The sequence below is a fragment of the Aeromonas sp. MaB10011B genome, assembly GCF_017939325.1.
Lineage (GTDB): Bacteria > Pseudomonadota > Gammaproteobacteria > Enterobacterales > Aeromonadaceae > Aeromonas > Aeromonas caviae.
In genome coordinates, this window is the sequence record NZ_JAGKRK010000008.1 from 223,804 (window position 1) to 245,944 (window position 22,141).

At 60.4% G+C, this 22,141-nt stretch carries 20 protein-coding genes; 19 read left to right on the forward strand and 1 reads right to left on the reverse strand.

The window, feature by feature from the left end; all coding sequences use genetic code 11:
• Positions 1-77 precede the first annotated feature (77 nt).
• A complete protein-coding gene (oxyR, locus tag J9893_RS03915) occupies positions 78-974 on the forward strand; it encodes a DNA-binding transcriptional regulator OxyR (protein WP_010673817.1) in 897 nt (298 codons plus the stop codon).
• A gap of 70 nt (positions 975-1,044) precedes the next feature.
• Here the strand turns inward: oxyR and J9893_RS03920 are convergent, their stop codons facing one another.
• A complete protein-coding gene (locus J9893_RS03920) occupies positions 1,045-3,534 on the reverse strand; it encodes a PBP1A family penicillin-binding protein (RefSeq protein WP_210600895.1) in 2,490 nt (829 codons plus the stop codon).
• Positions 3,535-3,832: 298 nt separating this feature from the next.
• Between J9893_RS03920 and tapM the strand changes: the two genes are divergently transcribed.
• The 18 genes from tapM to J9893_RS04010 all read left to right on the forward strand — a co-directional run bounded on the left by tapM (position 3,833) and on the right by J9893_RS04010 (position 21,911).
• Complete coding sequence (gene tapM / locus J9893_RS03925; protein WP_282598333.1) at positions 3,833-4,894, forward strand: PilM family type IVa pilus assembly protein TapM; 1,062 nt, start codon at positions 3,833-3,835, stop codon at positions 4,892-4,894.
• Entirely contained in the window at positions 4,882-5,451 is a 570-nt protein-coding gene (tapN, locus tag J9893_RS03930; RefSeq protein WP_010673820.1) for a PilN family type IV pilus biogenesis protein TapN, read from the forward strand. Before tapM ends, tapN begins: the two co-directional genes overlap by 13 nt.
• Positions 5,448-6,044, forward strand: a complete 597-nt coding sequence (gene tapO, locus J9893_RS03935; RefSeq protein WP_041212566.1) for a PilO family type IV pilus biogenesis protein TapO — start codon at positions 5,448-5,450, stop codon at positions 6,042-6,044. Before tapN ends, tapO begins: the two co-directional genes overlap by 4 nt.
• 2 nt (positions 6,045-6,046) lie before the next feature.
• Positions 6,047-6,574: a pilus assembly protein PilP gene (locus tag J9893_RS03940; protein WP_029314119.1), complete on the forward strand. Its 528-nt coding sequence runs from the start codon at positions 6,047-6,049 to the stop codon at positions 6,572-6,574.
• A 16-nt stretch (positions 6,575-6,590) separates the two neighbouring features.
• Positions 6,591-8,816, forward strand: a complete 2,226-nt coding sequence (locus J9893_RS03945) for a type IV pilus secretin PilQ family protein (protein WP_202040746.1) — start codon at positions 6,591-6,593, stop codon at positions 8,814-8,816.
• Between the two features lie 191 nt (positions 8,817-9,007).
• A complete protein-coding gene (gene aroK, locus J9893_RS03950; RefSeq protein WP_010673824.1) occupies positions 9,008-9,526 on the forward strand; it encodes a shikimate kinase AroK in 519 nt (172 codons plus the stop codon).
• Between the two features lie 17 nt (positions 9,527-9,543).
• Positions 9,544-10,626 carry a 3-dehydroquinate synthase gene (aroB, locus tag J9893_RS03955; RefSeq protein WP_010673825.1) on the forward strand — a complete coding sequence of 361 codons (1,083 nt, stop codon included), beginning with the start codon at positions 9,544-9,546 and terminating at the stop codon, positions 10,624-10,626.
• Positions 10,616-12,172 carry an SPOR domain-containing protein gene (locus tag J9893_RS03960; RefSeq protein WP_210600897.1) on the forward strand — a complete coding sequence of 519 codons (1,557 nt, stop codon included), beginning with the start codon at positions 10,616-10,618 and terminating at the stop codon, positions 12,170-12,172. The genes aroB and J9893_RS03960 overlap by 11 nt, the downstream gene beginning before the upstream one ends.
• A 71-nt stretch (positions 12,173-12,243) precedes the next feature.
• A complete protein-coding gene (locus J9893_RS03965) occupies positions 12,244-13,116 on the forward strand; it encodes a Dam family site-specific DNA-(adenine-N6)-methyltransferase (RefSeq protein WP_029314124.1) in 873 nt (290 codons plus the stop codon).
• 190 nt (positions 13,117-13,306) lie between these two features.
• Positions 13,307-13,981, forward strand: coding sequence for a ribulose-phosphate 3-epimerase (gene rpe, locus J9893_RS03970; protein WP_010673828.1), 675 nt, complete (start codon positions 13,307-13,309; stop codon positions 13,979-13,981).
• Positions 13,968-14,633 carry a phosphoglycolate phosphatase gene (locus J9893_RS03975; protein ID WP_210600898.1) on the forward strand — a complete coding sequence of 222 codons (666 nt, stop codon included), beginning with the start codon at positions 13,968-13,970 and terminating at the stop codon, positions 14,631-14,633. The genes rpe and J9893_RS03975 overlap by 14 nt, the downstream gene beginning before the upstream one ends.
• A gap of 39 nt (positions 14,634-14,672) precedes the next feature.
• The gene (trpS, locus tag J9893_RS03980) at positions 14,673-15,677 is read left to right on the forward strand and encodes a tryptophan--tRNA ligase (RefSeq protein WP_010673830.1); all 1,005 of its coding nucleotides are present in this window, start codon (positions 14,673-14,675) and stop codon (positions 15,675-15,677) included.
• A gap of 120 nt (positions 15,678-15,797) precedes the next feature.
• Positions 15,798-16,013 carry a hypothetical protein gene (locus J9893_RS03985; RefSeq protein ID WP_010673831.1) on the forward strand — a complete coding sequence of 72 codons (216 nt, stop codon included), beginning with the start codon at positions 15,798-15,800 and terminating at the stop codon, positions 16,011-16,013.
• Between the two features lie 321 nt (positions 16,014-16,334).
• Positions 16,335-16,916 (forward strand): aminodeoxychorismate synthase component II, encoded by a 582-nt coding sequence (locus tag J9893_RS03990; protein ID WP_041215622.1) that lies wholly within the window; start codon positions 16,335-16,337, stop codon positions 16,914-16,916.
• 278 nt (positions 16,917-17,194) lie between these two features.
• The gene (locus J9893_RS03995) at positions 17,195-18,412 is read left to right on the forward strand and encodes an aspartate aminotransferase family protein (RefSeq protein WP_039039586.1); all 1,218 of its coding nucleotides are present in this window, start codon (positions 17,195-17,197) and stop codon (positions 18,410-18,412) included.
• Between the two features lie 75 nt (positions 18,413-18,487).
• Positions 18,488-19,507 (forward strand): arginine N-succinyltransferase, encoded by a 1,020-nt coding sequence (gene astA / locus J9893_RS04000; protein WP_039039587.1) that lies wholly within the window; start codon positions 18,488-18,490, stop codon positions 19,505-19,507.
• Positions 19,508-19,574: 67 nt separating this feature from the next.
• Positions 19,575-21,044 (forward strand): succinylglutamate-semialdehyde dehydrogenase, encoded by a 1,470-nt coding sequence (astD, locus tag J9893_RS04005; RefSeq protein WP_210600899.1) that lies wholly within the window; start codon positions 19,575-19,577, stop codon positions 21,042-21,044.
• 69 nt (positions 21,045-21,113) lie between these two features.
• Positions 21,114-21,911 (forward strand): DUF1338 domain-containing protein, encoded by a 798-nt coding sequence (locus tag J9893_RS04010; RefSeq protein ID WP_210600900.1) that lies wholly within the window; start codon positions 21,114-21,116, stop codon positions 21,909-21,911.
• The last annotated feature ends 230 nt before the right edge of the window (positions 21,912-22,141 follow it).

The window sequence follows — 22,141 nt, forward strand, 5'->3', positions numbered from 1 at the left end:
GTCTGCGCGCCTCCCTTGTCCCCCGCACCGTTCTTGTGCATGCTATCGGCCTCATTGAACGGCAGGATGCAGTACCTATGAACCTTCGCGATCTCGAATATCTGGTAGCGCTGGAAGAGGAGAAACACTTTCGCAAGGCAGCGGAGCGCTGCTTTGTCAGCCAGCCGACCCTGAGTGGCCAGCTGCGCAAGCTGGAAGATGAACTGGGAGTGATCCTCATCGAGCGCACCTCCCGCAAGGTGCTGTTCACGCCCGCCGGCGATGCCATGGCCCGTCAGGCGCGCAAGGTGCTCAAAGAGGCGCGAGAGCTCAAGAGCATAGGCCAGCACTTCGCCGAGCCCATGTCCGGCGAGATCCACATCGGTTTTATTCCCACCGTGGGCCCCTACCTGCTGCCCCACATCATCCAGGATCTGCGTGAACACTTCCCCAAGCTGGAGTTCTACCTCTACGAAGATCAGACCCAAGTGCTGCTCAAACGGCTGGAGGAGGGGGAGCTGGATTGCCTCGTGCTGGCGGAGCTGGAAGGGATGGAGGGGTTTGGCGCCATCCCCCTCTATCAGGAGCCCATGTGGCTGGCCGTGCCTCAGCATCACCCGGAGGCGAGCGCCAAGGCGGTGCCCCTGCACAATCTCAAGGGCAAGAAATTGCTGATGCTGGCCGACGGTCACTGCCTGCGGGATCAGGCGATGGGTTTCTGTTTTGCCGCGGGCATCGGTGAGGATCAGCGCTTCAAGGGCACCAGTCTGGAGACCTTGCGCAACATGGTCGCCGCCGGCAGCGGCATGACGCTGGTGCCCAGGCTCGCCGTGCCCGCCAACCCGGAGGAGGGGGGCGTCAGCTATCGTCCGGTAATCAACCCCGTGCCGGGGCGCACCATCTCCCTGCTCTATCGTCACTACTCGGTTCGCCGCCCCTGCTTCAATGAGCTGGCGGCCCGCATCTCGAGTCTGATGAAAGCCCTGCTGGGCTGACGCAGCCCGCTCGTCATCCCGAAACAAAAACCGGCGCCTGGGCGCCGGTTTTTGTTGTTTCCAGGGGGACCTAGAAGATGTCGTCGGTGGAGACGGGACCGTCTGTGGTCGCATCGTCACCGTCATACACCTGGTTGCCATCGGAGATCTGGCTCGCGTAGCGGGTGGGCTCTGTGCCCTCTTTGAAGAACTCCTCCGTGGTACTGCCATCGGCGCGATTGGTCAGCAGACCGGTTTCACGATCGATGCGGACCTGCATGATCCCTTCGGGGACCGGCATCTTGCGCTCGGGCACCTGTTGCAGAGCCGTCTTCATGAAGTCAATCCAGATGGGCTGGGCGGCACCACCGCCAAACTCGGCCCGGCCCAGACCGCGCTGGTGGTTGTCAAAACCGATCCAGGAGGTGGCCACCAGATTTGGGGTATAGCCGGAGAACCAGGCATCCCGGGATTCGTTGGTGGTCCCCGTCTTGCCCGAGATGTCGTGACGCTTGAGGTCACGGGCTGCCCGCCAGCCGGTACCACGCCAGCCATTGCCACCCCAGATGGCGGTGGTCAGGGTGTCGGTGATGAGGAAGGCGCTCTGGGCACTGATGGTCTGCGGTGCCATGTTGTTGGGCACGACAGGATCGATGGGGCACTGGGCCTTCCAGTCTGCCGTGGTATTGGCATAGGCATCCGCGCTGTCGAGACCGGCGGCGGCCAGCACGCCGCAGTCGCGGCAGGCGGCGGCCGGGTTGGCCTCAAACAGGGGGGTGCCGAAGCTGTCGGTCACCTCGGTGATGAAGTAGGGGGTGACCTGGAAGCCGCCATTGGCCAGCACCGAGTAGCCGCGCACCACTTCCAGCGGGGTAAACTCCGCCGCACCCAGCGCCAGGGATTCGTTGGCGGAAATGTGATCACGGGCGAAGCCGAAGCGGGTCAGGCCGTCGATATAGGTATCCAGCCCGATGGCGCGCATCAGCCGGACCGACATCACGTTCTTGGACTTGGCAAGGCCGAGGCGCAAGGTGGTCGGCCCTTCATAGATGGCGGGCGAGTTCTTGGGCTGCCACATGGGGCCCTTGGCAGGATCCCACTGGTTGATCGGTGCATCGTTGATGAGGGACGCCAGGGTATAGCCCTGCTCCAGCGCGGTGGCATAGAGGAACGGTTTGATGTTGGAGCCGACCTGACGACGGGCCTGATCGACCCGGTTGAACTTGGAGAGCTCGAAGCTGAAGCCGCCGACCAGGGCCTCGATGGCGCCGTCTTGCGGGTTCATGGCCACCAGGGCGGCGTTGACGTCGGGGATCTGGGAGAGCAGTAACTCTTCCCCTTTCTCCCTGACCCAGATCTGGGCGCCGACTTTGAGTACATCCCGCGCCGATTTCGGGGCAAAGCCCTGGCGATCGTCGGTGATGAAGGCACGCGCCCACTTGATGCCATTCCAGCCCAGTTCGGCCTGTTTGCCATTCTTGAGCACCAGGGTGGCGCTCTTGTCGCCGAGCTGGGTGACCACGGCGGCCATCAGGGGCTGATAGGTCGGCTGCTTGGCCAGATGGGCCATGATCTGCTCGTAGTCCCAGGCCGTTTCACCGGCTTTCCACAGCAAGGCGGTCGGGCCACGGTAGCCGTGGCGGGTGTCGTAGTCGAAGACACCGTCCAGCAGCGCCTGATGGGCGGCGCGCTGACGCTTGGCGGTGACGGTGGTGTAGACGTGCAGCCCCATGGTGTAGGCATCTTCACCAAACTGCTCCACCATCTTCTGGCGCACCATCTCGCTCAGATAGGGGGCGTTCAGCGTAGTTTCGGCACCGTGAAAACGGGCCTTGACCGGCATCTTGGAGGCTTCGTCATACTGAGCCTGGGTGATCTTGCCGGTTTCCAGCATGCGACCCAGTACCACGTTGCGGCGAGCGAAGGCGCGCTCCGGGGAGCGGATCGGGTTCAGCATGGAGGGGGCCTTGGGGAGACCCGCGATGATGGCGATCTCGTCCAGGGTCAGATCCTTGACCTCCTTGCCGAAGTAGACCTGGGCGGCCGCGCCGACCCCGAATGCCCGGTAGCCGAGGGGGATCTTGTTGAGATAGAGGGTGAGGATCTCGTCCTTGGAGAGGTTCTGCTCGATGCGCCAGGCGAGGAACACTTCCTTGATCTTGCGTACCAGGGTCTTCTCGTTGCTCAGGAAGAAGTTGCGGGCCACCTGCTGGGTAATGGTACTGGCGCCCTGACGCGCCTGGCCGGAGACGGCCCAGACGGTGGCGGCACGGATGATGCCGATGGGGTCTATGCCCGGGTGCTCATAGAAGCGGGCATCTTCGGTGGCGAGTACGGCATCGATCATGGACTGGGGAATTTCGTCCAGCCGCAGGGGGATGCGACGAATTTCGCCAAACTGGGAGATCAATTCCCCGTCCCGGCTGTAGACCTTCATGGGGGTAGCCAGTTTGACATCGCGCAGGGCGCTGACGTCCGGCAACTGGGGCTTGATGTAGAAGTAGATGCCGATGAGGCTGGCAACGCCCAGCACAGCACCCAGCATCATGACAATAAACAGGCGAACGAGCCATTTCAGCATGGAAGAACTACCAATCGTCTTAAAATTAGCCAACGGGCGCAGAGTATAGCCTTTTTACCCTCGCGGATTCGAGGTTTTCCTGTCCGCAAACAGGCGACCCCGAGAAGAGGCGGGAGGGTAGCACTCCAGGGCACAATTACCAAGGGGGCCGCAATCAAGGCCGAAAGGAGAGGGGCGTCAACTTTTGACACAAACTTTATGACATTGATAGATAGAGCATTATATTGAGTTAAGCCGTCACATCATGACGCGCTGTCCTACAATAAGTCCGAAAACCCAATAACGCATGGATGTGTATATGTTTGGGCTATTAAGTAAGGGATCCCTCGTCTCCATGGCGGGCATTGATTTTGGCAGTCAAACCATCAAGGCCGTCACCATCAGCGGACGTCCCGGCAAGGTGCACCTCGGTTCGGTTGCCGAGATCCCCATGCCAAGAGGAACGCTGGTCGACTATCAACTTCAGGACATTGAACGGGTCAGTCAGTCCCTCAAGTCGCTCAAGCGGCTCGTGCAGGGGGATTGCCAGAACGTGGCCACGGCCGTGACCGGTTCCAATGTCATCACCAAGATCATTCAGGTCGATACCAACATCAACGAGAGCGAGCTGGAGAACCAGGTTCACCTGGAGGCAGAGCAGCTCATCCCCTTTCCCCTCGATGAAGTGAGCCTGGATTTTGAAATCCTCGGCATGGCGGGCGACAACGGGCGTCAGGAGGTCCTGCTCAGTGCCGCGCGGACCGAGAGCGTCAGTGGCCGGGTCAGTGCCCTGACGGAGGCAGGCATGACGACCATGGTGGTGGATGTGGGGGCCCATGCGCTCGGACGCGCCGTGCTGGCTTGCCTGCCCGACCTGCAAACCTCGGAGAAACCGGTTGGCATCGTCGACATCGGTGCCAGCGCCCTGACTTTCGCCGCCCTGCTACGGGGCCAGGTCATCTATTCCCGGTTGCAGAATTTTGGTGGTGATCAATACAGCCAGGCATTGGCCTCTTTTTACAGCATGAGTATGGAAGAGGCGGAACTGGCCAAGCTCCAGGGCTCCCTGCCTGCGGATCATGAGGTGGATGTCCTGTTGCCTCACCTCAGCACCATGGTGTTGCAGATACGGCGCAACGTGCAGCTGTTTTGCAGCTCTTCGGGGAACAAGGAGCTCTCCAGGCTGGTGCTGACCGGAGGGGGGAGCCTGCTGCTGGGGCTGGCCGGACAAATCGGCAGCGAGCTCAACTGCGAGGTGTTGCATCCCGATCCCTTTGCACTCTTTGGCAAGCCGCAGGGAGAGGGGGGGCTGACTCATGGGGCCAAGTACATGACGGCGCTCGGGCTGGCACTGAGGAGCTTCACACCATGTCAAATATAAACCTTCTGCCCTGGCGGCAGGCTCGGGCGCAGCGTCAGAAGAAACAATTCGGCATCCTGTTCGGTCTGTTCCTGGCGGGGACGGCAGCCATCGCCTTTGCCGCAGACTGGCTGGTGCAGCAGCAGATCGGTTACCAGCAGCAGCGCAATCAGCGGTTGCAGCAGGAGATGGCAACCCTGGACACCCAGCTTGGGGAGATCAGGCTTCTCAAGGAGCGGCGCAAGGAGTTGATTGACCGCATGCAACTCATCGAGCAGTTGCAGATGCGCCGCAACATCCCTGTGCGTCTGTTCAATCAGCTGCCGGTGCTGGTCCCCAATGGGGTGTATCTTGATAGCCTTGCTCTGCAAAACAACAAGATAGACGTGAAGGGAAAGACCGAAGCCTATGGCAGGGTAGCCAGCATGATGCGCCGAATCGACGGTTCCGGCTGGCTGACACAATCCCAGCTCAGCACCATTTTCACGGCCGAGGTGGCCCCCATCGCCCTGAGCCAGTTCTCCATGATGTTCCAGATTGCCACGGCGCTACCCAACGCGGCTAAGGGGCAAAAATGAACCTGCAACAACTTAACGACCTGGATCTCAATGACATTGCCCGCTGGCCGCCGATCGCCAAGGGCATCTTTGTCTTCTTCTGCTGTGCTCTGCTTGGCGGGGCACTCTATTACTACGTGATTGCCAATTCCCTGGCCGCTCTGGGTCGTGAAGCCGCAAAAGAGACCGAGCTCAAGGGACAATTCGAGAGCAAGGCCATGCTGGCCGCGAACCTGGAAGCATACAGAAAGCAGATGGTCCAGCTGGAACATCTGGTCGACACCCAGCTCAAACAGCTGCCCAACACCCACGAAGTCGCCGGTTTGCTGGATGACATCAGCTTCATTGCCACCGACAACGGTTTGACATTGAACAGGATCAACTGGGAGCCAGAGGTGAAACACGAGTTCTCCACCGAGCTGCCCATGCGCATCGAGGTCGTGGGCACCTATCACGAACTTGGCAAGTTCACGGCGGACATGGCTGCTTTGCCCCGCATCGTGATCCTGGATTCTTTCCAGCTCAGCCAGGGGAAGGGGGGTGAGCTGATCGGTATGTCCATGCAGGCCAAGACCTACAAGTACAACGGCAAAACCGTGGAGAAAAAGCCATGAGCATGAGAGCGGGCGTACTTCTCTTGTCGGCGCTGCTGTTGACGGCCTGTGGGGGACAGGAGGACATGGATGAGTATGTCAAACAGACCAAGGCCAGAAAGCCGGTACCGATCGAATCTTTGCCGGAGATAAAGCCCTTCTCTCCCATGGTCTATCAACGCAGCGATCAGCGTAGTCCGTTCATTGCACCCCAGCCGGAAACCAGTTCCAGGCTGGATGCCAAGGCCAAGCCGGACTGTGCCCAGATAGTGGCCAATCGGGAAAAGGAGGTGCTGGAACGCTACTCGCTTGCCAGCCTGAGCATGAAAGGCTCCATCGGCAAGCAGGGGCAGTTGTGGGCATTGATCAAAACCCCGGACGGGCAAGCCGTGCGCGTCGGGCTCAACCAGCACATGGGGCTGGATCAGGGCAGGGTCATCAAGATAACGAACACGCATGTTGACTTGATGGAGACGGTACCGGATGGCAAAGGATGCTGGGTCACCCGAGAAACCCAGCTGGCCATGGCCAATCTCGACGCAAAACTATGATCAGGGATGAGCAGAGATGAGAACAACAATAAGAAGGATGACCGGTGTGGCGCTGCTGTGGCTGGGCGGATGCACTCAGGTGTGGGCAGTACCCGCGTTGCAGGAGGTCAAGGTGAATCCCCTGCTGGCCGATCAACTCCTGCTGGAGCTCAGCTTCAGCGAACCGGTCAGCGGTTTTACGGACAGGTTGACCTATGAACCCAATCAGCTTCTGCTGCACGTACCCGGGGCCATCGGTGCCCTGACGGTCAATCCCCTGCCCATCAAGCAGCAAGGGGTGAACAACCTCCTGGTGGAGGGGAAGGGGCAGGGGCTCGACATCAAGATCGCCCTCGATCAGCTCACCCCCTATCAGGTCCATCAGCAGGGCAATAAATTGCTGGTGGCGCTGGGAGACAAGGCAGGGCAGCCGGTCGCTTCCTCGGCGGCGCCTGTTGCAGCCAGCCAGTCTGCGCTCGTCAGAAGCCAGCCGGTGACTCAGTCTGCATTGATTGACACCCAGCGAGTTGCCCAGAACCAGTCCCAATATCAGGCTCAGCCGGCCATGGCTGCCACACCTACTGTGGCTCCTTCGCCCGTTGCCCCCGGCAAGCCGGTGTTGTCCGTGTCTCAGGCAAACATGGGGGGCGCCTACTTCAACTCGGTCAAGGGCGTGGATTTTCGCCGTGGCAAGGAGGGGCAGGGGGAGTTCCTCGTGACGCTGGACAACAGTTCGGCGGCGGTGGATGTCAGCAGCCGTGGTCAGAAAGTGCTGGCCAAGTTCCACGGTACCCGGGTGCCTGATGATCAGCTCAACCTCATCAATGTGCAGGACTTCGCTACCCCGGTCTCCCAGGTGGAGGTGTTCCGCCAGGGCAATGACACCCTGTTCGAGCTCTCTGTGAACGGCCAGTTTGACTACCGTTACGATCAGGCCGACAAGATGTTCATCATCGAGGTGAAAAAACGGGTGGCCACCACGGCGGCGAAGCAGTACCAGGGCAAGCCCATCTCATTGAACTTCCAGGATATTCCTGTTCGTACCGTGTTGCAGATCATCGCCGATTTCAACAATTTGAACCTGGTGACCACGGACTCGGTCTCCGGCAACATCACGCTGCGTCTCGATGGCGTGCCCTGGGAGCAGGCGCTGGACATCATCCTCAAGGTCAGAGGGTTGGACAAACGGCTGGACAACAACATCCTGCTGGTGGCACCGGCGGACGAGATTGCCGCTCGCGAGAAACAGCAGATGGAGAGCCGCAACCAGGTGGCGGATCTCGCTCCCCTCTACACCGAGTATCTGCAGATCAACTATGCCAAGGCATCGGAAGTGGCGGCCCTGCTCTCCTCCGAGAGCACCAAGCTGCTCTCCCCCAGAGGGGCGGTCAGCGTGGATGAACGTACCAACGTGCTGGTAGTCAAGGACACGGCGGATGTCATCAGCAACGTCAAGCGGATGCTGGATATCCTCGATATCCCGGTCAAGCAGGTGGTGATCGAGGCGCGCATGGTGACCATTGATGATGGTTTCGATGAGGCTCTGGGGGTGCGCTGGGGGGTGACCAAGACAGACGGTCATGGCAACGGCACCTCGGGCACCATAGAGGGTAATGATGGCGCCGGAAACAATGATGGCAGTTCCACCATCACTCGCCCCAACGTAGAAGACAGACTCAACGTCAACCTGCCGGTGACCAACGCGGCCGGCACGCTGGCGTTCCAAGTTGCCCGTCTTGCCAATGGCACCCTTTTGGATCTTGAGCTCTCGGCTCTGGAAAAGGAGAGCAAGGCCGAGATCATCGCCAGTCCGCGTGTCACCACGGCCAACCAGAAGCCGGCCCTGATCGAGCAGGGGACCGAGATCCCCTATGTGGAGTCCTCTTCGAGCGGGGCGACCTCGGTCACCTTCAAGAAGGCAGTGCTGAGCCTCAAGGTCACACCGCAGATCACCCCGGACAACAGGGTGATCCTGGACTTGACCGTGACTCAGGATACCAAGGGTGAAACCGTGCCGACCGGGACCGGGGATGCGGTGTCCATCAACGCCCAGTCCATCACCACCCAGGTGTTGGTCAACAACGGTGAAACTCTGGTGCTTGGCGGCATCTATCAACAGACCATCAAGAGCGATGTCAGCAAGGTGCCGCTGCTGGGGGATATCCCCGGGTTGGGCTATCTGTTCAAGAAAACCACCAGTGAAAACAAGAAGCGTGAACTGCTGATCTTCGTGACCCCGAGGATAGTGACCGACGCCCTCTGAAAACTTTACTTGTGAGAGTAAAACACATATAACCTTACGCCCCGATGAGGCTGGGGCGTAAGGGCTGCGGTTGCCAGTCCTGGTTTCTACTGAGATAATCCCCCTCCTGATCCAACGCAAGATAAGGTTCATAGGTACCCCGGTCGAGTGTTTACCGGGGCCATACAGTTTGTAATTACTAACGAAAAGACATGGCTGAGAAACGCAATATTTTCCTGATAGGTCCCATGGGTGCGGGCAAGAGCACCATAGGTAGACATCTGGCAGAACAACTGCACATGGAGTTTTTCGACTCAGATCATGAGATTGAGCGCCGCAGTGGTGCCGATATCGGTTGGGTGTTCGATGTTGAAGGCGAAGAAGGCTTCCGGATCCGCGAAGAGAAGGTGATCGGTGAGCTCGCCGAACAGCAGGGTATCGTGCTGGCAACGGGTGGCGGTGCCATCAAGAGCCGTGAAACCCGCAACAAACTCTCCGCACGCGGCATCGTGGTCTATCTCGAAACCACTATTGAAAAGCAATTGGCGCGAACCCAGAGAGACAAGCGTCGTCCCTTGCTGCAAACCGAAGAGCCGCCCCGTGAAGTGCTTGAGCGTCTTGCGCAAGAGCGCAACGCCCTGTACGAAGAGGTTGCCGATTTTGTCATCCAGACGGATGACCAGAGTGCCAAAGTTGTCGCTAATCAAATCGTCAAGTTGATTGGTATGTAATTCATTAGAGGACGTCCATGGAAAGGTTGAAGGTCGAACTGGGTGAACGCAGCTACCCGATAGAGATAGCTGCCGGTCTGCTGCAACGCCCTGAGGTACTGGCGCAGACGATCAAGGGCAAGCGGGTCATGATAGTGACCAATACCGTGGTCGCGCCCTTGTATCTTGAACAGATCATTCAGTTGCTGTCCGGTTTTCAGGTGGAACACCTGATCCTGCCCGATGGCGAGGCCTACAAAACCCTGGCGACCTTCGAGCGGATCATGTCTGCTCTGCTGGAAACCAGCCATGGTCGTGATACTACTCTGATCGCTCTGGGGGGCGGTGTGATAGGCGATGTTGTCGGCTTTGCTGCGGCAAGCTACCAGCGAGGCATTCCGTTTATTCAGGTGCCTACCACGCTGCTCTCCCAGGTTGACTCTTCCGTTGGCGGCAAGACCGCCGTCAACCATCCCCTCGGCAAGAACATGGTGGGTGCCTTCTATCAACCCAAGCATGTGATCATCGATACCGACTGCCTCAAGACCCTGCCTGCCCGGGAATTTGCCGCCGGCATGGCCGAGGTGATCAAATACGGCATCATCTGGGATGCCGCCTTCTTCTCCTGGCTTGAAACCAACATGACCCGCCTGCAGCGCCTCGACGGTGATGCACTCTCCTATGCCATTCGCCGCTGCTGCGAGATCAAGGCCGATGTGGTCGGTCAGGACGAGACCGAGCACGGCGTGCGCGCCTTGCTGAACCTGGGACATACCTTCGGCCATGCCATCGAGGCGGAGAAGGGTTACGGCAACTGGCTGCACGGTGAAGCCGTGGCGGCGGGAACCATGCTGGCGGCCGAGACGGCCCTGGCCCGTGGCGACATGACGGTGCAAGAGGTGGCACGAGTCCGCGATCTGCTGTTGGCCGCCGATTTGCCGGTCAAGGCACCGTCCGATATGGATTTTGCCGCCTTCATTCGCCATATGCGCCGTGACAAGAAGGTGCTGGAAGGCAAACTGAGGCTGGTGCTGCCAATCGGGATCGGACAGGCCCAGGTCGTGGCCGATGTGACAGACGAGCAATTGATGGCGGTGATCGAGTCTGGTCGTGACCACTAATAAATTGCTCAAGCTGCCTTCTCAGCGGCAGTTGGTTGACCGGCTGCTGCACCTGATCGAGTTCAACCACCCCTTTGTTTTTCTCTCCGGCAAGCCAGGCAGTGGCCGTGGCACACTGTGCGAGTCGCTGCTTGCCCAACTGCCCGATGCGGTGCGGGTGGCCAGCCTCATCGGCAGCCCGTCCATGAAGATGGCGGATGTGCGCCAGTTGCTGTTGCAGCAGGTGGTGGCACGTCCCCTATTCAACGCGCAGGATGCCCTGGCGGACAGCTTCTTTCGCATGGTGGGTGACAAGCCTGCCAGACTGCTGCTCATCATCGAACGTGCCGATACCTTGCCTGCCGAGCTGGTGGGGGAGTTGTGGGCGCTCTGTCGTCACAACGATACCCTGGCATCTCCTCATAAACTGGCCATCCTGCTCTCGGGTGATGACGCCTGGTGTCGCAACCAGAAGGTGCTCCTCAAGGGACGAGCCATGCCAGCCCTCGAGCTGGAGGTCGCGCCACTGAGCGCTCCTGAGCAACGTATCTTCTTGTATGAGAAGGCCAAAGAGCTCAAGATCCCGACAGCCCTCTTGCCCAAGCCGAAAGTGGAAGAGATCCTGAATGGGGCGGGCGGACATCCGTCAGCCATCATGCAGTTACTGGAGGATACCATGACCGACAGAAGGCCCAAGAAACGTCAGGCCGAGTTGCCCGTCAAGAAGATAGCGATCGTGCTTGCACTGGTGGCGGGCGGGTTGCTGGCCCTGAGCTATCTGCCCCTGTTCGACAGTGCAGGCCAGGACCCCGCCCAGGCACCGTCCCAGGGGACGGCGTTGCCCGATCCCGTCTCAAGCGATCCTGTGAACGTCGTTGCGGCGAGCGGGGCTTTGGGTACTCAGGCGAACAGTGGCGCCGCTGCCATCCCGTCAGGGAATCAGGTTGCCCGCGATTGGCAGTCCGATGCCAAGCCCTTGCCCAAGAAGGTCGAAAGCGAGACGGTCACCACGGAGTCAACCAACTATGAGGGGCGCCGGGTCGTCATCTCCGACGAAGTGGTCGAGAAATTGATGAACCAGCCGAACGTCAGCGGCGCCTTGCCCACGGCCGTGGTGGATGAGCTGGTGGGGAGCGGTTCCCGTGCGGTCCCGACCGGAACGACGGCCCAGGTCAAGAATCCGGCCCTGAACAGTGTCCCCGCCCGGACAGAGGCTCAACCGGCCAGTGGCGCGCAGACAGCGCCGGTCGCGGCCCCAGCGGCCAAGGTGGCATTGACGCCGGTGGCGACTCTCAACAAGAAGCCGAAGAATCACTACAGCATCCAGTTGATGGGGGCGAGCAACACCAAGGCGGTAGACAGCTTTGTGGCCGAGCATGGCTTGGCGGGCAAGGTGTGGGTCTACAAGACCCGTTTCCGTGGCAGTCCCTGGTATGTGGTGGTGCAGGGAGACTACGCCAGCAGTGCCCAGGCCAAGGCGGCCATTCGCAAGCTGTCGCCTGCCTTGCTCAAGGGACAACCCTGGCCCAAGTCATTCGCCCAGATACAAAAAGAATTGAAGCAATAGCCAGCCACCCGAAGAAGGGGGTAGAATCACCCCCCCTTTTTTGGGCATAGCCTTGTCAACACCGGACTTCCATGAAAAAAACACGCGCGTTTTTAAAATGGGCCGGGGGAAAATACTCCCTGGTCGAAGAGATCGCCGAGCGTTTGCCGGCCGGGCGTGTGTTGCTGGAGCCCTTCGTCGGGGCGGGATCCGTGTTTCTCAACACGGATTACGACGCCTATGTGCTCAACGACATCAATCCGGATCTCATTGGCCTCTACAACCACCTCAAGCAGCAGCCGGACAGCTTCATCAGCGAGGCCCGCAAGCTGTTCGTGGCCGAGCACAACCACAAGACCGCCTATTATCGGCTGCGTACCCAGTTCAACCAGACCGCTGCCGGGTTTGAGCGGGCTCAGTTGTTCCTGTTTTTGAATCGCCATGGTTTCAACGGCTTGTGCCGTTACAACAAGAAGGGGGGGTTCAACGTTCCCTTCGGTTCCTACAAGAAACCCTACTTCCCGGAGAAAGAGCTGTGGGCGTTTGCCGAGAAGGCGCAGAAGGCGACGTTCATCTGCGAAAGCTATGCCGACGCCATGGCCCGTGCAGAGGAAGACTGGGTGATCTACTGCGATCCGCCCTATGCCCCCCTCTCCACCACGGCGAGTTTCACCACCTATTCGGCGGGCGGTTTCACCCTGGACGATCAGGCGCTGCTTGCCAGGCTGGCTCGCCATACCGCCGCCCATAAAGGGGTGCCCGTGCTCATCAGCAACCATGACATCGAGTTGACCCGCGAGCTCTATCGTGGCGCCCGGCTCGACGAGATCCTGGTCAAGCGCACCATCAGCCGCAACGGCGGTGGTCGCAACAAGGTGGCCGAGCTGCTGGCGCTCTATCCGCCCGGCATCGAGCCCGAACAGGGCTATTATCCCGGTGAGGCGGAGCTGGTTGCCGTCGGCTGAGTGAACAACGGTCCCTGAGGGGGCCGTTGTCATTTCTGATGCTGCCGCTGGTATTCCGTGAGCCGCGCCTGGCATCGTGTGCCAGCCATGGTGCCGGAGCGGCGTGTTCTGTAGATGCGGGTCGTTTTCATCGCCCTTTTGCGATAAAATTGCGCCGTTTTTTCTGCCACGCTGCCAATGGATGACGCTGATGAAAGACTTTCTGATTGCCCCCTCTATCCTCTCCGCCGACTTTGCCCGTCTGGGTGAGGATGTGGCCAAGGTGCTGGCCGCCGGGGCCGACGTGGTCCATTTCGATGTGATGGACAACCATTATGTCCCCAACCTGACCATCGGCCCCATGGTCTGTCAGGCGCTGCGCGATTACGGCATCGAAGCGCTCATCGACGTGCACCTGATGGTCAAGCCGGTGGATCGCATCGTGCCTGATTTTGCCAAGGCCGGTGCCAGCCTGATCACCTTCCACCCGGAAGCCTCCGATCACGTGGATCGCACCCTGGGCCTCATCAAGGAGCAGGGTTGCCAGGCTGGTCTGGTGCTGAACCCCGCGACCCCGCTCACCTGCCTGGAGTACGTGATGGACAAGCTGGACGTGATCCTGCTGATGTCGGTCAACCCGGGCTTTGGCGGTCAAAGCTTCATCCCCGGCACCCTCGACAAGCTGCGCCAGGTGCGCCGCCTGATCGACGAGAGCGGCCGCGACATTCGCCTGGAAATCGATGGCGGGGTCAAGGTCGACAACATTCGCGAGATTGCCGAGGCGGGTGCCGACATGTTCGTGGCGGGCTCTGCCATCTTCGGCAAGCCGGATTACAAGGCAGTGATCGACCAGATGCGCGCGGAGCTTGCCCATGTCCGTCGCTGATCGCCCCTTTGACCTGGTGCTGTTCGATCTGGATGGCACCCTGATTGACAGCGCCCCGCAACTGGCGCTGGCGGTCAACCGTACCCTGGCGGAGCTGGGGTTGGCCGAGGCCGACGAGTCCGTGGTGCGTACCTGGGTCGGCAACGGCGCCGACAAGTTGATCCAGCGGGCTCTCGATTACCACGACGCCCCGGAGCAGTTTGCCAAGGCCCGCCCCCTGTTCGACCGTCACTATCAGGCCTGTCTGCTGGAAGGTCTGGCTATGTATGACGGAGTGGCCCGGAGCCTGCGCCGTCTGCAGGGGCTGGGTTACCAGCAGGCCGTGGTGACCAACAAACCGAGTCACTTCGTGCAGCCCATTCTGGAGGCCCTCGGCATCAGCGACTGTTTCGCACTCTGGCTCGGGGGCAACTGCGTACCCGTCAAGAAACCGAGCCCGGAGCCGCTGTTGCACGCCTGCCACGAGCTGGGTGTCAGCCCGTCCCGCACCCTGATGGTGGGGGATTCCGAAAATGACGTGCTGGCCGCCCAGGCCGCCGGCATGAAGGTGGTGGGGCTCACCTATGGCTACAACTATGGCCGCCCTATCGCAGACTCCCGCCCCGACTGGGTTTGCGAGCAGTTTGCCGAACTCGACGCCCTGCTGGTCTGATCCAGACCGGGCTGGCGGATAACAAGGATTACTACTCTGATGACTAAACCAATCGTATTGAGCGGTGCCCAACCCTCGGGCCAGCTGACCATCGGCAACTACATGGGAGCCCTGCGTCAGTGGGTCAGCATGCAGGATGACTTCGATTGCCTCTATTGCATCGTCGATCTGCACGCCATCACCACCCGCCAGGATCCGGCCGCCTTGCGCAAGGCGTGCCTGGACGCCGCCGCCCTCTATCTGGCGGTGGGGATCGATCCGGCCAAGAGCACCGTCTTCATCCAGTCCCACGTGCCCCAGCACGCCGAGCTCGGCTGGATCCTGAACTGCTACACCCAGATGGGCGAGCTGTCGCGCATGACCCAGTTCAAGGACAAGTCCGCCCGTTTCGAGAACAACGTCAACGTCGGCCTGTTCGGTTATCCGGTGCTGATGGCAGCCGACATTCTGCTTTATCAGGCCAATCAGGTGCCGGTTGGCAATGACCAGAAGCAGCATCTGGAGCTGACCCGCGACATCTGCACCCGCTTCAACAACCTCTATGGCGAAGTCTTCACCCTGCCGGAACCTTTCATTCCGACCGAAGGGGCCCGGGTGATGAGCCTGCAGGACCCGACCAAGAAGATGTCCAAGTCCGACGACAACGAGGCCAACTTCATCGGCTTGCTGGAAGATCCCAAGCAGATCGTCAAGAAGATCAAGCGGGCGATGACCGACTCCGACGAACCGGCCGTGGTGCGTTTCGATCCCGAAAACAAGCCGGGGGTTTCCAATCTGCTGACCCTGATGTCCGGTGTGACCGGCCGCTCCATCCCGGAGCTGGAGCAACACTTCGAAGGCAAGATGTACGGCCACCTCAAGAGTGAAACGGCCGATGCCGTGGTCGCCTTGCTGGAACCCATCCAGGCGCGCTTCCGCGAGCTGCGTCAGGATGAGGCCCATCTGCAGGCCATTTTGGCGGCTGGCGCACAAAAGGCGCGTGAAAGGGCTGAAAAAACCCTGATCAGCGTATATGATGTCGTCGGCTTCGTTCCTCGAGCCTGACATACTGGGAAGGTGTAGTAGAAGAGAGCTGGGTGGATGCCTGGCTTTCTTTGTTTTACACCTTCCGGTTTGTCGCAACCTCCCCCAATGTCAAACACGGGCTTTGCCCCAAGAGAAAGCATGTCTGTCGAATCACAAACCCTGAGTGAAGAGTTGGGTGACAAGGGTCACTGGCTGCGCAAGTTTCGCAAGGCCAAGAGCCTCAATACCTTGCAGTTGATGGTCTCCAACGCCATCGACAAGCACCACAAGACCCCGGCCATCGCGGCTGCCATCTATCTGGCCGAGTGCCAGCGGGAACGGGAACTGGAACAGGGCCGTTATCTGGACCGCTGAGGTCCGTTGCCAGCCCTTGCCAAGGTGACTCCTTCCCATCTGCCTGTCACGTCCTGTGCCCTTTTCCCGGTCGCCTCCCGTCTCTTTTACCTTGCCATCCTGACATGGAGCGGCTGATGCTGCCCGGTCGGGGACAGGCCCACCGCCGGGTGGGGTCGACAGGCCTGGATCGCCATTGAAGAGCGGACAGACTGCACAGCAGGTGAGGTGATCGCCGGTTTATTAACGCAATGAGACATGCCAGAATGCGCGGCGTTTGTCTGCCCGCCCTCGCAACGGGCTGTCCGATCACCGTCTCTGTCTTATTCCCAGGGTGTTTGCATGCTGCTACTCATCGACAACTACGACTCCTTTACCTGGAACCTGGTGCAATACTTCGGCGCCCTGGGGCAAGAGGTGGTGGTCAGGCGCAACGATGAGCTGAGCCTGGAGGAGATAGCCCGGCTTGCACCCCGCCATCTGGTGATCTCTCCCGGCCCCTGCACGCCAAACGAGGCGGGCATCTCTTTGGCCGCCATCTCCCGTTTTGCCGGCGAGATCCCCATCCTCGGCGTCTGTCTCGGCCATCAGTCCCTGGCACAGGCCTTTGGTGCCCGGGTGGTGCGTGCCCGTCAGGTGATGCACGGCAAGACATCTCTCATCCGTCACAAAGGGGAGGGGGTGTTCAAGGGGCTCAACAACCCGCTGCGGGTGACCCGCTATCATTCTCTGGTGGTGGAGGCGGCGTCGCTGCCCGACTGTTTTGAGGTCACCGCCTGGAGCGAACATGCCGACGGCAGCCAGGACGAGATCATGGGGCTGCGGCATAAAACGCTGGCGCTGGAGGGAGTGCAGTTCCATCCGGAGAGTATTCTGAGCGAACAGGGGCACCAGTTGCTGGCCAACTTTTTGGCCGTTTCCTGAAAAAATTGCGATGTCTGTCTCAAAACCGTCATGAGGCAAAAAAAAATTTCCCTGAGACTTTATTCACCCTCCTCCCTGTCCAAATTATCTCTTGCCAACACCCCCTGAGCCGTTATGCAATGCGGTTGCCTAAAATCTCAAAGGCAATCGAACATTGTTCCTTATAGGCGGTTAAGTTACAGACTTTTTACTTTTTTTCTGTGATAATTCCGCCACGTTTACACGGATTTAACTTTTGGGCGGTGGATTATTCTGCCGCGAGATAGCAGGAGAGCAATATGTCAGAGTTGTTGGCAGTGACACGTGAAGTGTTTGATGAAGTGATGGTTCCCAACTATGCGCCGGCCAAAATCATCCCGGTGCGCGGCGAGGGGTCACGTGTCTGGGATCAGGAAGGCCGCGAGTATGTGGATTTCGCGGGCGGGATCGCGGTCAATGGCCTGGGCCATTGCCATCCCAAACTGGTCGAGGCCCTGAAATCCCAGGGTGAGAAGCTGTGGCACCTCTCCAACGTGATGACCAACGAGCCGGCCCTGCGCCTGGCCAAGAAACTGGTCGCCGCCACCTTCGCCGAGAAGGTCTATTTCTGCAACTCCGGCGCCGAAGCGAACGAAGCGGCCCTCAAGCTGGCCCGCCGCTACGCCATCGAGAAGTTCGGGGCCCACAAGACCCAGATCATCGCCTTCCACCAGGGCTTCCACGGCCGTACCTTCTTTACCGTCAGCGTCGGCGGCCAGGCTGCCTACTCCGATGGCTTCGGTCCCAAGCCTGCCGACATCACCCACGTCGCCTACAACAACCTGGAGGAGCTGGCTGCCGTCATCTCCGACAACACCTGCGCCGTGGTGATGGAGCCGCTGCAGGGCGAGGGTGGCATCATCAGCCCCACCGACGAGTTTGCCAAGGGGGTGCGCGAGCTGTGCGACAAGCACAACGCCCTGCTGGTTTATGACGAGGTGCAATCCGGTGTCGGTCGTACCGGCGAGCTGTTTGCCTACATGGGTCTGGGCATCACCCCGGACATCCTCACCAGCGCCAAGGCGCTGGGCGGCGGCTTCCCCATCGGGGCCATGCTGACCACCACCGAGATCGCCTCCCACCTGAAAGTGGGCACTCACGGCTCCACCTACGGCGGCAACCCGCTGGCGTGTGCCGTGGCCGAGGCGGTGATCGACGTGGTCAACACCCCGGCAGTGCTGAGCGGCATCAAGCAGCGCGAGCAGCTGTTCCGCGAAGGGCTGGAAGCCATCAACGCCAAGTACCACTGCTTCAGCGAAGTGCGCGGCAAGGGCCTGCTGCTGGGCGCCGTGCTCAACGATGACTTCAAGGGCCGCTCCCGCGACTTCCTGCTGGCCTCCATCGATCAGGGCCTGATGGCGCTGGTTGCCGGTACCAACGTTGTGCGTTTTGCCCCCTCCCTGGTGATCCCGGAAGCGGACATCAAGGAAGGGCTGGCCCGGTTCGAGAAAGCGGTCGCTCAGGTGGTCAACGCCTGATCCAAATTGAGGTGGGGAGCCCTCCCGGCAGGAGCCGGGACCCCACCTGTCGTCAATGAAAGGGAGTTGTCATTTATGTTGGTTATCCGTCCTATCGAGCAGCGCGACTTCGCCGGCCTCAAGACCTGTGCCATCGAATCCGGCACCGGCATGACATCCTTGCCGGTCAACGACGAGCTGCTGCAACGCAAGATCGATGCCTCGACCCAGACCTTCCTGGACAAGCCCGCTGGCAAGGGCGAGTGCCTCTATTTCTTCGTGGCCGAGGATCTGGAGACCGGGGAGATGGTCGGTACCTGCGCCATCGACGCGGCGGTCGGCCTGTCCCAGGCGTTCTACAACTATCACATCGGCAAGGTGGTGCACTCCTCTCCCAAGCTCGGCATCTACAATGTCGTGGAAACCCTCACCCTCTCCAACGACTACACCGGCAATTCCGAGCTCTGCACCCTGTTTCTGCGTGAATGCGCCCGCGAGGGGCTCAACGGCCGTCTGCTGTCCAAGCACCGTTTCCTGTTCATGGCCGAACACCCCGAGCTGTTTGACAGTACCGTCTTTGCCGAGATGCGTGGTGTCTCCGATGGCAACGGCCACAGCCCCTTCTACGAGTGGCTGCAAAAACATTTCTTCTCGATGGATTTTCCCACCGTCGACTATCTCACCGGCATCGGCAAGAAGCGCTTCATCGCCGAGCTGATGCCCAAGTACCCCATCTACGTCAATCTGCTGAGCAACGAGGCGCGCGCCGTCATCGGCAAGACCCACGAAAAGACCCGGCCTGCCCTCAAGATGCTGCAGGATGAGGGGTTCGTGAATCGCGGTTATGTCGACATCTTCGACGCCGGCCCCACCGTCGAATGCGAGGTGAAGAACATTCGCAGCGTGCGCCGCAGCCAGAAGCTGGCGGTGCTGGTGGGTGAGCCCATCGGCGGCCATACCTACCTCATCTGCAACACCAGGTTCGAGCAATACCGCGCCTGCTACGGCAACATCCGGGTCGATCTGGACAAGCACGAAGCCATCATTCCGCCCAAGATGGCGGCCGCCCTCAAGGTGGAAAATGGCGACATGGTGCGCGTCGTCGATCTGGATTGACCCGCCCCGCAGCACAGCATTTAGACAGGCTGCCGAGGCGGCCTGCGTACCCACAGGGAGTGAATTGATGATGTCTTTAGTCCAGTTTATCGATGGCCAGTGGCTGGCCGGTGAAGGCAAGCCGTTCGAATCCATCGACCCGGCCAAAAACGAGGTGATCTGGCGGGGTGAGGCGGCAAGCCAGTCCCAGGTGGATGCGGCCGTCAAGGCGGCCCGCACGGCCTTCTACCATTGGTCCGATCTGGCCCTTGAAGAGCGCCTTGCCATCGTGCGCCGCTATGCCGACCTGCTCGGCGAGCACAAGGAGGCGCTGGCCCTGACCATCGCCCGTGAAACCGGCAAGCCCCTGTGGGAGACCCGCACCGAAGTGGCGGCCATGCAGGGCAAGATTGCCATCTCCATCCGTGCCCATGACGAGCGCACCGGCACGGTGGAAAACCCCATGCCGGGCGCCAAGGCGTTCGTGCGCCACAAGCCCCATGGCGTCGTGGCCGTGTTCGGCCCCTACAACTTCCCGGGCCACCTGCCCAACGGCCACATTGTGCCGGCGCTCATCGCCGGCAATGCGGTCGTGTTCAAGCCTTCCGAGCTGACCCCCATGGTGGCTGAAGCCATGGTCAAGGTGTGGCAGGAGGCGGGGCTGCCCAAGGGGGTGCTCAACTTGGTGCAGGGGGAGGTCGACACCGGCAAGGCGCTGGCCGGCAACCCGGACATCGACGGCCTCTTCTTCACCGGTTCCTCCCGTACCGGCCACTTCCTGCATCAGCAGTTTGCCGGCCAGCCGGGCAAGATCCTGGCACTGGAGATGGGGGGCAACAACCCGCTGATCGTGAAAGATGTGAGCGACGTCGACGGCGCCGTCCATGCCATCGTGCAGTCCGCCTTCATTACCTCCGGCCAGCGTTGCACCTGCTCGCGCCGTCTGTTTGTCGAGCGCGGCGAGCGGGGCGATGCCCTGGTCAAGCGCCTGGTGGAGGTGGTCGGCCAGATCAAGGTCGGCTTCTATGACGCCGCCGAGCAGCCGTTCATGGGCGCCATGATCAGCGAGAAGGCCGCACTCGGCATGGTCGAGGCGCAAGCCAACCTGCAGCGCCTCGGTGGCGAAAGCCTGCTTGCCCTCAAGCACCTGGAAGCGGGCACCGGCTTTGTCTCCCCGGGCATCATCGACGTGACCGCGGTCAGCGCGCTGCCGGATGAAGAGTACTTCGGCCCGCTGCTGCAGCTCATTCGCTACGACGACTTCGATGCGGCCATCGAGAAGGCGAACGCCACCAGTTTCGGTCTCTCGGCCGGCCTGCTCGGTGACAATGAAGCGGACTGGAACCACTTCTTCAAGCGGATCCGTGCCGGTATCGTCAACTGGAACAAGCCCATTACCGGCGCCTCCAGTGCCGCCCCCTTTGGCGGCATCGGTGCCTCCGGCAACCACAGGGCGAGCGCCTACTACGCCGCCGACTACTGTGCTTACCCGGTCGCCTCCGTCGAAGACAGCAAGGCTGCTATGCCGGATCAACTGTCTCCCGGTCTGACCTTCTGATAACAAGAAAATAAAAGAGGGGCACTGAACAGGTGCCCCTGTCTGTACCCGCAATCAAAGGAAAGAGAGATGCAAAAGGATATCGACACCCTGTTCGGTCATTTGTGGGATAACTACATTCAAGTCACCCCGAGTGCCCACAAGGTTCATCAACTGCTGGGTGGTGGCGAGCCCATCGTCAACGACCACGTGGCGTTTCGCACCTACAACCTGCCCAAGCTGGGGCTGGAGAAGCTGGCCGCCCACTTCCGTGCCCTAGGGTACGAAGAGAAGGGCGAGTATGTGTTCAAGGCCAAGAAGCTCTATGCCAAACACTTCGAGCATAAAGATCCTGATGCGCCCAAGGTGTTCATCAGCGAGCTGAAGGTGGAAGAGCTCTCCGAAGGTGCCCAGGCCATCATCCACAAGCTGGTGGATCAGGTACCCGATCACCTCACCGACACACCGGCCTTCCTCTACGCCGGCGCGCCCTGGCAGGTCTCCCACACCGACTACCAGACCCTGCTGGCAGAGAGCGAGTATGCCGCCTGGATGGCGGCCTGGGGTTATCGTGCCAACCACTTCACCGTCAACATCAACCGCCTGAAGGACTTCGACACCATCCAGCAGGTGAATGCGGCGCTCAAGGCGGCAGGCTTCGTGCTCAACACCGTTGGCGGCGAGGTGAAGGGCGATCCCGAGGTGATGCTGGAGCAATCCTCCACCATGGCAGACAAGGCCGAGGTGCCCTTCAGCGACGGTGTGCGCACCATCCCGAGCTGCTTCTACGAGTTTGCCCTGCGCTACCCGCAGGCCGACGGCGTGCTCTACCCTGGCTTCGTCGAAGCGTCGGCCGACAAGATCTTCGAATCCACCAACGCCATGTAATGGCCGCCATGAAAACAACGCCCCGCCTGGGGCGTTTTTTTATGGATTTACGCCGACCTGACACCCTCTTTACCTCCCCTTGACCCGTCATTCCGCACCTGATTTTGCTATTTTCAGTGCTTGACGGCGATCGGCCGTTCTGATCTATTACTCTCTTTTGCAGGTAGATCATCATGGCCGCACCCGCTATCTCGATCCGTAACCTCGATCACCTTGGTTTGGTCGCCGCA

Coding starts and splice junctions, on each gene's coding strand:
- oxyR (WP_010673817.1), top strand. CDS start 78: ATGAACCTTCGCGATCTCGAATATCTGGTAGCGCTGGAAGAGGAGAAA.
- J9893_RS03920 (WP_210600895.1), bottom strand. CDS start 3,534: ATGCTGAAATGGCTCGTTCGCCTGTTTATTGTCATGATGCTGGGTGCT.
- tapM (WP_282598333.1), top strand. CDS start 3,833: ATGTTTGGGCTATTAAGTAAGGGATCCCTCGTCTCCATGGCGGGCATT.
- tapN (WP_010673820.1), top strand. CDS start 4,882: ATGTCAAATATAAACCTTCTGCCCTGGCGGCAGGCTCGGGCGCAGCGT.
- tapO (WP_041212566.1), top strand. CDS start 5,448: ATGAACCTGCAACAACTTAACGACCTGGATCTCAATGACATTGCCCGC.
- J9893_RS03940 (WP_029314119.1), top strand. CDS start 6,047: ATGAGAGCGGGCGTACTTCTCTTGTCGGCGCTGCTGTTGACGGCCTGT.
- J9893_RS03945 (WP_202040746.1), top strand. CDS start 6,591: ATGAGAACAACAATAAGAAGGATGACCGGTGTGGCGCTGCTGTGGCTG.
- aroK (WP_010673824.1), top strand. CDS start 9,008: ATGGCTGAGAAACGCAATATTTTCCTGATAGGTCCCATGGGTGCGGGC.
- aroB (WP_010673825.1), top strand. CDS start 9,544: ATGGAAAGGTTGAAGGTCGAACTGGGTGAACGCAGCTACCCGATAGAG.
- J9893_RS03965 (WP_029314124.1), top strand. CDS start 12,244: ATGAAAAAAACACGCGCGTTTTTAAAATGGGCCGGGGGAAAATACTCC.
- rpe (WP_010673828.1), top strand. CDS start 13,307: ATGAAAGACTTTCTGATTGCCCCCTCTATCCTCTCCGCCGACTTTGCC.
- J9893_RS03975 (WP_210600898.1), top strand. CDS start 13,968: ATGTCCGTCGCTGATCGCCCCTTTGACCTGGTGCTGTTCGATCTGGAT.
- trpS (WP_010673830.1), top strand. CDS start 14,673: ATGACTAAACCAATCGTATTGAGCGGTGCCCAACCCTCGGGCCAGCTG.
- J9893_RS03985 (WP_010673831.1), top strand. CDS start 15,798: ATGTCTGTCGAATCACAAACCCTGAGTGAAGAGTTGGGTGACAAGGGT.
- J9893_RS03990 (WP_041215622.1), top strand. CDS start 16,335: ATGCTGCTACTCATCGACAACTACGACTCCTTTACCTGGAACCTGGTG.
- J9893_RS03995 (WP_039039586.1), top strand. CDS start 17,195: ATGTCAGAGTTGTTGGCAGTGACACGTGAAGTGTTTGATGAAGTGATG.
- astA (WP_039039587.1), top strand. CDS start 18,488: ATGTTGGTTATCCGTCCTATCGAGCAGCGCGACTTCGCCGGCCTCAAG.
- astD (WP_210600899.1), top strand. CDS start 19,575: ATGATGTCTTTAGTCCAGTTTATCGATGGCCAGTGGCTGGCCGGTGAA.
- J9893_RS04010 (WP_210600900.1), top strand. CDS start 21,114: ATGCAAAAGGATATCGACACCCTGTTCGGTCATTTGTGGGATAACTAC.